The sequence below is a fragment of the Pseudomonas sp. P179 genome, assembly GCF_000478485.2.
Classification (GTDB): domain Bacteria; phylum Pseudomonadota; class Gammaproteobacteria; order Pseudomonadales; family Pseudomonadaceae; genus Pseudomonas; species Pseudomonas aeruginosa.
Map to the genome: position 1 here is coordinate 110,222 of NZ_KI517354.1, position 12,508 is coordinate 122,729.

Consider the following 12,508-nt stretch of genomic DNA (forward strand, 5'->3'; position numbering starts at 1 on the left):
ACAAAAACAATAATGTCTTCCGCGCCGCCCGCCGGCCCGGAAGAGGAGTTCACCGATGAACGACTCGATCAAGGCCTGCCTGGCCGCCGCCTGCCTCGCCCTGCCCCTGCTGGCCCAGGGCGCCGAGACCCTGACCATCGCCACGGTCAACAACAACGACATGATCCGCATGCAACGCCTGTCCAAGGTGTTCGAGGAAAGCCACCCGGACATCTCGCTGAAATGGGTGGTGCTCGAAGAGAACGTCCTGCGCCAGCGCCTGACCACCGACATCGCCACCCAGGGCGGACAGTTCGACCTGCTCACCATCGGCATGTACGAAGCCGCGCTGTGGGGCGCCAAGGGCTGGCTGGAGCCGATGAGCGGGCTGCCCGCCGACTACGCCCTGGACGACCTGTTGCCCTCGGTGCGCGACGGTCTCTCCGTCAAGGGCACGCTGTACGCCCTGCCGTTCTACGCCGAAGCCTCGATCACCTACTACCGCAAGGACCTGTTCCAGCAGGCCGGGCTGCGGATGCCCGAGCAACCGACCTGGACCCAGCTCGGCGAATTCGCCGCCAGGCTCAACCGCCCGGACCAGGGCCAATACGGCATCTGCCTGCGCGGCAAGGCCGGCTGGGGCGAGAACATGGCGTTGATCGGCACCCTGGCCAACGCCTTCGGCGCACGCTGGTTCGACGAGCGATGGCAGCCCGAATTCAGCGGCGGCGAATGGAAGAAGGCTCTCGACTTCTATGTCTCCACCCTCAAGCGGTACGGCCCGCCCGGCGCCTCCAGCAACGGATTCAACGAGAACCTGGCGCTGTTCAACAGCGGCAAGTGCGCGATCTGGGTGGACGCCAGCGTCGCCGGTTCGTTCGTCACCGACAAGAGCCAGAGCAAGGTCGCCGACGCCACCGGCTTCGCCTTCGCCCCCCGGGAAGTTACCGACAAGGGCGCCTCCTGGCTGTATTCCTGGGCCCTGGCGATTCCCGCCAGCTCGCGCGCCAAGGACGTGGCGAAGGCCTTCGCCACCTGGGCCACCTCGCAGGCGTACGGCAAGCTGGTGGCGGACAGGGAAGGCGTGGCCAACGTGCCGCCCGGCACCCGCGCCTCGACCTACAGCGAGGCCTACCTGGCCGCCGCGCCGTTCGCGCGGGTCACCCTGGAATCGCTGAAGCGCGTCGATCCCAACCATCCGACGCTGAAGCCGGTGCCCTATGTCGGCATCCAGTTGGTCACCATCCCCGAGTTCCAGGCCATCGGCACCCAGGTCGGCAAGCTGTTCTCCGCCGCCCTCACCGGGCAGATGAGCAGCGACCAGGCGCTCGCCGCCGCGCAGCAGAGCACCGCCCGCGAGATGAAGCGCGCCGGCTATCCGAAGTAGTCCGCCGCCGGGCGCAGCCGCGCCCGGCGCGGCGCTGCTCGAGCGCTTGTCCTTGAAGATCCAGACGGAGTCGCCATGAACACCTCGGCCCTCGATACCCCGCTCCCGGCCCGTCCCGCCCGCCGCCGTCTCCAGCGCCGCCGGCGCGGCCCTGGCTGGCTCCTGGTCAGCCCCTCGGTGGCGCTGCTGCTGTTGTGGATGATCGTGCCCCTGGGCATGACCCTGTATTTCTCGCTGATCCGCTACAACCTGCTGTATCCCGGCGAGAATGCCTTCGTCGGCCTGGAGAACTTCACCTTCTTCGTCACCGACGCCGGCTTCCTGCCCGGCGCGCTGAACACCCTGCTGCTGGTGGGCAGCGTGCTGGCGATCAGCGTGGCGTTCGGCGTGCTCATCGCCGCGCTGCTGGAGGCCGGCGAATTCTTCGGCCGCGGCGCGGTGCGGGTGTTGCTGATCTCGCCGTTCTTCATCATGCCGACGGTGAGCGCGCTGCTCTGGAAGAACCTGATCTTCCACCCGGTCTCGGGCATCCTCGCCGCCGTCTGGCGCCTGTTCGGCGCCGAGCCGGTGGATTGGCTGGCGCACTATCCGCTGCTGTCGATCATCCTCATCGTCTCCTGGCAATGGCTGCCCTTCGCCATCCTGATCCTGATGACCGCCATGCAGTCCCTCGACCAGGAGCAGAAGGAGGCTGCCCGCCTCGACGGCGCCGGTCCGCTGGCGATCTTCTGGCACCTGACCCTGCCGCACCTGGCGCGGCCCATCGCGGTGGTGCTGATGATCGAGACGATCTTCCTGCTCTCGGTGTTCGCCGAGATCTTCACCACCACCAGCGGCGGCCCCGGCTACGAATCGACCAACCTCGCCTACCTGATCTACAACCAGGCGCTGCTGCAGTTCGATGTCGGCATGGCCTCGGCCGGGGGCCTGATCGCGGTGCTGATCGCCAATATCGCCGCCATCGTGCTGGTGCGGATGATCGGCAAGAACCTTACCGAGCGCAGCTGAGGAACCCGCCATGCTGACACTCAAGCAATCCCGCCGCCTGCGCAATGCCCTGCTCGGCCTGCTCTGCTGGGGCATCGCCCTGCTGCTGTTCTTCCCGATCTTCTGGATGCTGCTGACCAGCTTCAAGAGCGAGATCGACGCCTTCGCCACGCCGCCGCAGTTCATCTTCCAGCCGACCCTGGAGAACTACCTGCACATCAACGAGCGCAGCGACTACTTCGCCTACGCCTGGAACTCGTTGCTGATCTCCTCCTCGGCGACTCTCCTGTGCATGCTCGTCGCGGTGCCGGCGGCCTACTCCATAGCCTTCTTCGAGACCCGCCACACCAAGCGCACGCTGCTCTGGATGCTGTCGACCAAGATGCTTCCGCCGGTCGGCGTACTGATGCCGATCTACCTGCTGGCCAAGCAGTTCGGCCTGCTCGATTCACGGCTGGCGCTGATCATCGTCTACACCCTGATCAACCTGCCGATCGTGGTCTGGATGGTGTACACCTACTTCAAGGACATCCCCGTGGACATCCTCGAAGCAGCGCGCCTGGACGGCGCCGGCACCTGGCAGGAGATCGTCCGCGTACTGCTGCCGATCGCCCGCGGCGGGCTCGCCTCGACCCTGCTGCTGTCGCTGATCCTGTGTTGGAACGAGGCCTTCTGGTCGCTCAACCTGACCTCCTCGGCCGCCGCCCCGCTGACCGCCCTGGTCGCCTCCTATTCCAGCCCCGAAGGACTGTTCTGGGCCAAGCTCTCGGCCGTCTCCACTCTCGCCTGCGCGCCGATCCTGGTCTTCGGCTGGATCAGCCAGAAGCAGCTGGTACGCGGCCTTTCCTTCGGCGCCGTGAAATGAAGCGCATCCCCATCCTTTCGTCCACGGAGGTATTCCGCCATGGCTGATCTCAAGATCCGCAACCTGCAGAAAGGCTTCGACGGCCAGGCCATCATTAAGGGCATCGACCTCGACGTCCGCGACCGCGAGTTCGTAGTCTTCGTCGGCCCCTCCGGCTGCGGCAAGTCGACCCTGCTGCGCCTGATCGCCGGCCTCGAAGAGGCCAGCGGCGGCAGCATCGCCCTCGACGGCACGGACATCACCGACACCCCGCCGGCGAAACGCGACCTGGCGATGGTCTTCCAGACCTACGCGCTGTACCCGCACATGACGGTGCGCAGGAACCTCTCCTTCGCCCTTGACCTGGCCGGCGTCGACAAGCGCGAGGTCGCCGCCAAGGTCGACGCCGCCGCACGCATCCTCGAACTGCAAGCGCTGCTGGAGCGCAAGCCGCGCCAGCTCTCCGGCGGCCAACGGCAGCGGGTGGCGATCGGCCGGGCGATCGTGCGCAACCCGAAGATATTCCTCTTCGACGAACCGCTGTCCAACCTCGACGCCGCCCTGCGCGTGCAGATGCGCCTGGAACTGGCGCGGCTGCACCAGGAACTGGCGGCGACCATGATCTACGTGACCCACGACCAGGTCGAGGCGATGACCCTGGCGGACAAGGTCGTGGTGCTCAACGGCGGGCGCGTCGAGCAGGTCGGCTCGCCGCTGGAGCTTTACCACCATCCGGCCAACCTGTTCGTCGCCGGCTTCCTCGGCACGCCGAAGATGGGCTTCCTGCGCGGCCATCTCAGCCGCAACCAGGGCGAGCGCTGCGAGGTCGCCCTCGAATGCGGCGCGCGCGTCGGCCTGCCGCTATGCGCCGGCGAGCTGGCCACCGGCAGCCCGGTGACCCTCGGCATCCGCCCGGAACACCTGAACATCGCCCGCCCGGGCCATGCCTTCCAGGGCCTGCTGCGGGTCGCCGCCGACGTCAGCGAGCGCCTGGGCAGCGACAGCTTCTGCCATGTCCGCGCCGACTCGGGGGAAATGCTCACCCTGCGCGTGCGCGGCGATTTCGCACCGGACTACGGCGCCCCCCTGGAGCTGGGCTTCGATCCGGAGCACTGCCACCTGTTCGACAGCAACGGCCAGGCCCTCGACAAACGACTGCAACAGGCGGCCTGAAGCCGCCAGCGGGAACCCACCGATGAAACTCAACCGGCAGCACCTCCCCCTGCTGGCGACCGCTGTCGCCCGCCCGTCCTACGACCCCGCGCAACTGCGCCAGGGCATCGTCCACATCGGCGTCGGCGGCTTCCACCGCGCGCACCAGGCGGCCTACACCGACGCCCTGATGAACCGCGGCGAAGCCCTCGACTGGGCGATCTGCGGCGCCGGCCTGCGCAGCGACGACCGCGCCATGCACGACGCCCTGGCCGCCCAGGACTACCTCTACACCCTCTACGAGCTGGGCGACCAACCGGACACCGAGGTCCGCGTGATCGGCGCCATCAGCGGCATGCTGCTCGCCGAGGACGGCGCCGAGGCGCTGCTGGAAAAACTTGCCGAGCCGGCCATCCGCATCGTCTCGCTGACCATCACCGAAGGCGGCTACTGCATCGACGATGGCAGCGGCGAGTTCCTCGCCGAGTTGCCGCTGGTGCGCCACGACCTGGCCAACCCGCGGACCCCGCGCGGGGTCTTCGGCTTTCTCTGCGAGGCTCTGCGGCGGCGCCGCGACACAGGCGTGCCGGCGTTCACCGTGATGTCCTGCGACAACCTCCCGCATAACGGCGAGGTGGCGCGCAAGGCGCTGCTGGCCTTCGCCGAACGGCTCGACCCGGGGCTGGCGCGCTGGATCGCGACGCACGTCAGCTTTCCCAACGCCATGGTCGACCGCATCACCCCGATGACCAGCCCCGCCCACCGCCGCCAACTGGCCCAACGGCACGACGTGGAAGACGCCTGGCCGGTGGTCTGCGAACCCTTCGTGCAATGGGTGCTGGAAGATCGTTTCAGCGCTGGGCGCCCGGCCTGGGAAAAGGTCGGCGTGCAGTTCACCGACGACGTCACGCCCTACGAGGAGATGAAGATCGGCCTGCTCAACGGCAGCCACCTGGCGCTCACCTACCTGGGCTTCCTGCGCGGCTACCGCTTCGTCCACGAGACCCTCGGCGACCCGCTGCTGCGCCGCTACGTGCGGGCCTTCATGGACCGCGACGTGGCCCCGCTGCTGGCACCGGTACCGGGGATCGACCTGGAACGCTACAAGGACAGCCTGGTCGAGCGCTTCGCCAACCGCGCCATCGCCGACCAACTGGAACGGGTCTGCTCGGACGGCTCGTCGAAGTTTCCCAAGTTCATCGTCCCCACCGCCAATCGGCTGATCGCCGCCGGCCGGCCGCTGGAACGGGTGGCCCTGGTGGTGGCGGCCTGGGCGCTGTACCTGGGCGGGGTCGACGAGCATGGCGAACGCTACCCGATTCCCGATCCGCGCGCCGCCGAATGCCAGGCGCTGGTTGCCGAACGCCACGGCCTGGGCCGGCGCCTGCTCGGCGTGGAGACCGTGTTCGGCCCGGCGATCCCGGCCTCGGCGGCCTTCGTCGAGGCCTTCGAGCGGCTCTACGACAGCCTGCGCCGACACGGCGTCAGCGAAACCCTGCGCCAGGTACTCGGCGAATGACTCCGGAGGGCCGCATGCACGGATTGTTCCTCGGCATCGATTGCGGCACCCAAGGCAGCAAGGCGCTGCTGCTCGACGCCGGCAGCGGCCGCACGCTGGGCCTGGGCAGCGCCGCGCAGCGCCCGCCGGAAGGCCGCGACGGACGCCGCGAGCAGGACCCGGCGGACTGGCTGGAAGCCATGGCCAGCGCGGTACGCATGGCCCTGGAAGAAGCCGCGGTGGACGGCCGCGAGGTCCGCGCCCTGGCGGTTTCCGCCCAGCAGCATGGGCTGCTCCTGCTCGACGCCGAGGGCCGGGCGCTGCGCCCGGCCAAGCTCTGGTGCGACACCGAGAGCGCGGCGGAGAACCGCGAGCTGCTGGAAGCCCTCGGCGGCCCGGCCGGCTCGCTGGAACGCCTGGGGCTGGTGCTCGCGCCGGGCTACACGCTGTCCAAGCTGCTCTGGAGCAGGCGCCGCTTTCCCGAGCTGTTCGCCCGCGTCGCGCACATCCTCCTGCCCCACGACTACCTCAACCACTGGCTCACCGGCCGCGTCTGCAGCGAAGCGGGCGACGCCTCCGGCAGCGGCTACTTCGACGTGCGCCGGCGCACCTGGGCCAGCGACGTGCTGGAGCTGGTCGAGCCGGGCGGACGCCTGGCGGCGGCGCTGCCGGAGCTGATCGAGCCCGGCGCCTGCATCGGCAACCTGCGCCCCGAAGCGGCCGCCGCCCTCGGCCTGGCTCCCCACACGCGGGTCGCCTGCGGCGGCGGCGACAACATGCTCGCCGCCATCGGCACCGGCAACATCCGCCCCGGCCTGCTCACCGCCAGCCTGGGCACCTCCGGCACCCTGAGCGCCTATGCCGAGCGGCCGCTGGTCAGTCCGCACGGCGAGCTGGCGACCTTCTGCGCCTCGTCCGGCGGTTGGCTGCCGCTGGCCTGCACGATGAACCTCACCGGCGCCTGCGGCCTGGTACAGGACCTGCTGCACCTCGACCTCGACGAATTCTCCCGGCTGGCCGCCCAGGCGCCGGTCGGCGCCGAGGGTCTGCTGATGCTGCCGTTCTTCGACGGCGAGCGGGTTCCGGCGCTACCGCACGCCAACGCCAGCCTGCATGGCATGACCGCGGCCAACCTGAGCCGCGCCAATCTTTGCCGGGCGGTGCTCGAAGGCACCGCCTTCGGCCTGCGCTACGGCCTCGACCTGCTGCGCGCCAGCGGCCTGCCGGGCGAGGAAATCCGCCTGGTCGGCGGCGCGGCGAAGAACCCGCTGTGGCGGCGGACGCTCGCCGACCTGCTCGGCCTGCCGCTGGTCTGTCCGCGGCAGACCGAGGCCGCCGCCCTTGGCGCGGCGCTCCAGGCGGCCTGGAGCCTGGGCCGCGAAAGCGGCGCCGGTGAAAGCCTGGAAGCCCTGTGCCGGCGCTGCGTGGCGCTCGACGAGTCGACCCGCACCCAGCCCCAGGCGCGACAACAGGCGGCCTACGAACAGGCCTACCGGCGTTACCTGGAGCACCTGCCTCCGCGATAATGGTCGCTTTCCTTCCTCTTCTGGCGTTTTGGAGATCTGCATGTACCTGGTGTGTGGCGAGGCCCTTTTCGATGTCTTCAGCCTGGAAAGCGCTGCGCGCAGCAACGAGCTGGGCTTCACCGCGATCGCCGGCGGCTCGCCGTTCAACGTCGCCGTCGGCCTGCGCCGGCTGGGCGTGGAGGCGGCGCTGTTCGGCGGGCTGTCCAGCGACTACCTGGGCACGCGGCTGCGCCGGGTGCTCGAAGAAGAAGGCGTGGACTGCGGCTTCCTGGTGCCCAGCGACGCCCCGACCACCCTGGCGATGGTCGGCCTCGACGCCAGCGGCTCGGCGCAATACCAGTTCCGCGGCGACGGCTGCGCCGACCGCCAGGTGCGCCTGGAACACCTGCCGACGCTGGATGGGCGGATACGCGGTTTGCACGTCGGCTCCTATACCCTGGTGGTGACACCGGTGGCCGACACCCTGCTGGCGCTGGTCCGGCGCGAGAGCGGCCGGCGCCTGGTCAGCCTGGATCCCAACGTGCGCCTCGACCCGCAGCCGGACATCGACCTCTGGCGGCGCCGGGTCGAGGCCTTCGCCAGTCATGCGCACCTGATCAAGGCCAGCGAGGAAGACCTGGCCCTGCTCTACCCCGGCCGCGACCCCGGCGAGGTGGCCCGCGGCTGGCTGAACCCGCGCTGCCGGCTGGTCTTCGTCACCCACGGCGGCGCCGGCGCCAGCGTGCACTGCACCCATGGCAGCTGGAGTCGCCCGGCGGATACCGCCCTGGCGCTGCGCGATACGGTCGGCGCCGGCGATACCTTCCAGGCGGCGACCCTCGCCTACCTCCGCCGCCTCGACGCCGACAGCCCGGCCGGGCTAGTCGCGCTGTCGCGGGAAGCGATCGACGCGATGCTCGCCTTCGCCATCCGCGCGGCGGCGGTCACCTGCTCGCGGGTGGGGCCGGACCTGCCGTTCGCCCACGAGCTTTGAGGCCGGCCGTGCGGAGGGTCAGGCCGAGAGCTGCCGCCCGGTCTAGCGCCCCGGCCGCGCCAGCCACTCCCGGCCCTTGAGCATGGCGTTCCAGTACACCCAGGGCAGTACGTGGCGCTTGAGCAGCCAGGCGAAGCGGCTGGCCGCGGTGGGCTCCAGCGGGAAGGTCGGCAGCAGCTTGCCGGCGTAGCCGAACTCCGCCAGCACCACCCGGCCGCGCTCGACGGTCAGCGGGCAACCGCCGTAGCCGTCGTAGCGCAGCGGCAGGCCACGGCCGCTGCGCAGGCCGAGAAGGTTCTCGGCCACCACCACGATCTGCTTGCGCGCCGCCGCCGCGGTCTTCGCGTTGGCGGTGCCGCAGACATCGCCGAGGGCGAAGATCTCGCCATGGCGGACATGTTGCAGGGTCGCCGGGTCGACTTCGCACCAGCCGGCCGCGTCGCCCAGGCCGCTGGCGGCGACGAAGGTCGGCGGCAGTTGCGGCGGCACCACGTGCAGCAGGTCGAAGTCCTTTTCCGCCAGATTGGTGTTGCCGTCGGCGTCCTTCACCTCGAACCAGGCCTTGCGCGCCGCGCCGTCGACCTTCACCAGGTTGGAATTGAACGCCAGCTCGGCCGAATACTTGCGCACGTACTCCATCAGCGGCGGAACGAAATCGGCGACACCGAACAACGCCGCGCCGGCCAGGTCGAACTCGACCTCGATGTCTTGCAGCACGCCCTCCCGCAGCCAGTGGTCGCAGGACAGGTACATGGCCTTCTGCGGCGCCCCGGCGCACTTGATCGGCATCGCCGGCTGGGTGAACAGCGCCTTGCCGCCGCGCAGGCCGCGCACCAGCTCCCAGGTGTAGGGCGCCAGGTCGTAGCGGTAGTTGGAGGTGACGCCGTTGCGCCCCAGGGTCTCCTCCAGGCCCTCGATGCGCTCCCAGGCCAGGCGCAGGCCGGGGCAGACGATCAGGTTGCGGTATTCCAGGCTGTCGCCGCCCTCCAGCAACAGTCGGCGCGCCTCGGGGTCGACCCGCTCGACGCGGGTGCGCAACCACTCTACGCCGGGCGGGACCAGCCCGGCCATCGGCCGCGCGGTGTCGCCCTGTGCGTAGGCGCCGCCACCGACCAGGGTCCAGCCCGGTTGGTAGTAGTGGGTGTCCGCCGGCTCGATCAGGCTGATACGCAACCCCGGCGAACGTTTCAGCAGGCTGGCGATCACGCCGATGCCGGCCGCGCCGCCGCCGATCACGGCGATGTCGGTGGTGAGTTCTGAAGCGTTAGCGCTCTGCATGGGAGTTCCTTCGACGATCCGAGTGGGTGGGCGCGCGCCAGGCCGCCGCGCGCGAAACCCTATCACCCTAGCAGCACGGCGCTGGCGCGCGGCATCCGGCTGTAATCCGCCGGTAACTGTTGCCCTGGCAACAGCGGAGCAACAGGTAGCGCCCGCGGACCAGCAGAAACTGTTGGAGAAAACCTCCAACTCTTTGATTTTTCTATGGATTAGCAAACGGCACGGCTTGTGCAAACAGACCCGGCAGAGGCTTGGCGATCGCGCCAGCCACCTATCCGAACTGCCAGAGGTGCCCAGCGAGCATGTCGTTACCGCCTGTTTCCCCTCCCTCCTCCAGGCGTTCCACCCGCACCACCGAACCCGCGAGCCGCGCCACACCGATGCCGCTGGCGGAACCACCACGCTGCAAGGCTGAACCATGACCGACGAAACCGCACCCAAGGATCTTCGTGACCAGGCGCCCCGGCTACTCCCGGCACGCCTCATCGAGAACGACGCCCAGGCGTTGCAGGCCGCCCACGAGGTAGCCGGACTGGCCCGTCGCGAAGCGGCGCTACGCGACCGCGAACGACGCCTGCCCTGGCAGGAACTGGAACTCTTCACCCGCCTCGGCCTGGGCGGCATCGGCATTCCCCGCGCCCATGGCGGCGCGCAGGTTTCCCATGTGACCCTGGCCGAGGTGTTCCGTGTCATCTGTGCCGCCGACCCGGCCCTCGGACAGATTCCGCAGAACCAGTTCGGCCTGCTCAGCGTGATCGACAACGTCGCCAGCCCGGCGCAGAAACGCAAGCTGTTCCGTGGCATCCTCGACGGCCGCCGGCTGGCCAACGCCGGCCCGGAGCGCAATACCCGCCACACCCTGGAGCTGAAGGCGCGGGTCCGTCGCGACGGCGACGGCTACCGGGTCAGCGGCGAGAAGTTCTACTCCACCGGCGCCTTGTTCGCCCACTGGGTGGCGGTCAAGGCCATCGACGAGGAAGAGCGCGCGGTGATGCTCTTCGTCGAGCGCGGCGCTCCCGGCCTGCGCATCGTCGACGACTGGTCCGGCTTCGGCCAGCGCACCACCGCCAGCGGCACGGTACTGCTGGACGAGGTTCCGGTAGCCGGCGACATGCTGATCCACAACGGCCTGCTGGCCGAGATCCCGAGCCTCCAGGGCGCCGTCTCGCAACTGATCCAGGCCGCCATCGACGCCGGCATCGCCCAGGCGGCGCTGGACGACGCCCAGGCTTTCGTCCGCGAACGCAGCCGGCCCTGGATCGACGCCCAGGTCGAACGCGCCAGCGATGAGCTCTACAGCATCGCCGAGGTCGGCCGCCTGCAAATCGAGCTGCACGCCGCCAACGCCCTGCTGGAGAAGGCCGGCCAGGTCCTCGACGAAGTGGCCGCGCGGCCGGTGGACGCCGAGTCGGCGGCACGCGCCTCGATCGCCGTGGCCGAGGCCAAGGTGCTGAGCACCGAGATCAGCCTGGCCGCCAGCGAGAAGCTCTTCGAGCTGGCCGGCAGCCGTGCCACGCTCGCCGAGTTCAACCTCGACCGGCACTGGCGCAACGCCCGCACCCATACCCTGCACGACCCGGTGCGCTGGAAAGTCCACGCGGTCGGCGACTACTACCTGAACGGCGCCCGTCCGGCGCGTCACTCATGGATCTGAGGAGCGCCCGATGAGCCTCGCACACGCTACGCGCGACAATCCCACGGCCGCTGCCCATCGCATCGGCAGCGACGACGAAGCCCTGGAAACGGCCCGCGAGCTGGCCGCCCTGTTCGCCCGCGAAAGCATCCAGCGCGACCGCGAGCGGCGCCTGCCGCTGGAAGAACTGGAACTGTTCTCCCGCTCCGGCCTGTGGGGCATCGCGGTGCCCCGCGAATACGGCGGGGCCGGCGTCTCGCGGGTGACCCTGGCGAAGGTGGTGGCGATCGTCAGCGCCGCCGACAGTTCCCTGGGGCAGATTCCGCAGAACCATTTCTACGCCCTCGAAGTGCTGCGGGTGAACGGCTCGCCGGCGCAGAAAGGTCGCCTGTTCGGCGCCGCCCTGGCCGGCGAGCGTTTCGGCAACGCCCTGGCCGAGATCGGCACGCGTACCGCCAGCGAGCGCCGTACCCGCCTGCGCGCCGACGGCGACGGCTACCGCCTGGACGGGCGCAAGTTCTACTGCACCGGCGCACTCTACGCGCAGCGGGTGCCGACCCTGGCGGTGGACGACGAGGGCCGCCAGCAACTGGCCTTCGTCCCGCGCGACAGCGCCGGGCTGGAAATCGTCGACGACTGGTCCGGCTTCGGTCAACGCACCACCGGCAGCGGTTCGGCGCTGTTCGACCGGGTAGCGGTGGCCGCCGAGGACGTGGTCTCGTTCCAGGACGCCTTCGAGCGCCCGACCACCGTCGGCCCGCTGGCACAGATCCTCCACGCGGCGATCGACGCCGGGATCGCCCGCGGCGCCTTCGAGGACACCCTGCGTTTCGTCCGCGAGCGCGCCCGGCCCTGGGTCGACTCCGGCGTCGACAAGGCCAGCGACGACCCACTGACCATCCATGAGATCGGCCGCCTGGCGATCCGCCTGCACGCCGCCGAAGCGCTGCTGGAGCGTGCCGGGCGGGTGCTCGACCGGGCCACCGCCGAGCCGGACGCGGAAAGCGTGGCGGCCGCCTCGATCGCCGTCGCCGAAGCCCGCGCGCTGACCACCGAGGTCGCCCTGTTGGCCGGCAGCAAGCTGATCGAGCTTGGCGGCAGCCGCGCCTGTCTCGCCGAACTCGGTCTCGACCGCCACTGGCGCAACGCCCGCGTACACACCCTGCACGACCCGGTGCGCTGGAAGTACCACGCGGTCGGCGACTACTACCTCAACGGCCGCCTGCCGCCACGCCGCGGCACGCTCTGAAC

The 12,508-nt window shown here is 69.8% G+C and carries 10 protein-coding genes; 9 read left to right on the forward strand and 1 reads right to left on the reverse strand.

The features are described 5' to 3' along the window. Positions 1 to 55 precede the first annotated feature (55 nt). From HMPREF1224_RS13500 to HMPREF1224_RS13530, 7 genes are all read left to right on the forward strand, one after another. Positions 56 to 1,366: an ABC transporter substrate-binding protein gene (locus tag HMPREF1224_RS13500; RefSeq protein WP_010793005.1), complete on the forward strand. Its 1,311-nt coding sequence runs from the start codon at positions 56 to 58 to the stop codon at positions 1,364 to 1,366. Between the two features lie 75 nt (positions 1,367 to 1,441). Continuing rightward, on the forward strand, positions 1,442 to 2,374 hold the full coding sequence (locus tag HMPREF1224_RS13505) for a carbohydrate ABC transporter permease (protein ID WP_003105364.1): 933 nt from the start codon (positions 1,442 to 1,444) through the stop codon (positions 2,372 to 2,374). Between the two features lie 10 nt (positions 2,375 to 2,384). After that, a complete protein-coding gene (locus HMPREF1224_RS13510; protein ID WP_010793006.1) occupies positions 2,385 to 3,218 on the forward strand; it encodes a carbohydrate ABC transporter permease in 834 nt (277 codons plus the stop codon). Between the two features lie 39 nt (positions 3,219 to 3,257). Next, positions 3,258 to 4,370, forward strand: a complete 1,113-nt coding sequence (locus HMPREF1224_RS13515; RefSeq protein WP_003115000.1) for an ABC transporter ATP-binding protein — start codon at positions 3,258 to 3,260, stop codon at positions 4,368 to 4,370. A 22-nt stretch (positions 4,371 to 4,392) separates the two neighbouring features. Further along, positions 4,393 to 5,868, forward strand: a complete 1,476-nt coding sequence (locus HMPREF1224_RS13520) for a mannitol dehydrogenase family protein (protein ID WP_003105368.1) — start codon at positions 4,393 to 4,395, stop codon at positions 5,866 to 5,868. Beyond that, entirely contained in the window at positions 5,865 to 7,373 is a 1,509-nt protein-coding gene (xylB, locus tag HMPREF1224_RS13525; RefSeq protein WP_073654950.1) for a xylulokinase, read from the forward strand. Before HMPREF1224_RS13520 ends, xylB begins: the two co-directional genes overlap by 4 nt. A 40-nt stretch (positions 7,374 to 7,413) precedes the next feature. Further along, positions 7,414 to 8,346, forward strand: coding sequence for a carbohydrate kinase family protein (locus HMPREF1224_RS13530; RefSeq protein ID WP_010793008.1), 933 nt, complete (start codon positions 7,414 to 7,416; stop codon positions 8,344 to 8,346). A gap of 42 nt (positions 8,347 to 8,388) precedes the next feature. On the opposite strand, the gene HMPREF1224_RS13535 is transcribed toward HMPREF1224_RS13530, so the two are convergent. Then, on the reverse strand, positions 8,389 to 9,624 hold the full coding sequence (locus HMPREF1224_RS13535; RefSeq protein WP_003106867.1) for an NAD(P)/FAD-dependent oxidoreductase: 1,236 nt from the start codon (positions 9,622 to 9,624) through the stop codon (positions 8,389 to 8,391). A 418-nt stretch (positions 9,625 to 10,042) separates the two neighbouring features. Between HMPREF1224_RS13535 and HMPREF1224_RS13540 the strand changes: the two genes are divergently transcribed. Together HMPREF1224_RS13540 and HMPREF1224_RS13545 are read left to right on the forward strand one after the other, a co-directional pair. Continuing rightward, positions 10,043 to 11,278 (forward strand): SfnB family sulfur acquisition oxidoreductase, encoded by a 1,236-nt coding sequence (locus HMPREF1224_RS13540; RefSeq protein WP_003106870.1) that lies wholly within the window; start codon positions 10,043 to 10,045, stop codon positions 11,276 to 11,278. Positions 11,279 to 11,288: 10 nt separating this feature from the next. Continuing rightward, positions 11,289 to 12,506, forward strand: coding sequence for an SfnB family sulfur acquisition oxidoreductase (locus tag HMPREF1224_RS13545; protein WP_003089457.1), 1,218 nt, complete (start codon positions 11,289 to 11,291; stop codon positions 12,504 to 12,506). The last annotated feature ends 2 nt before the right edge of the window (positions 12,507 to 12,508 follow it).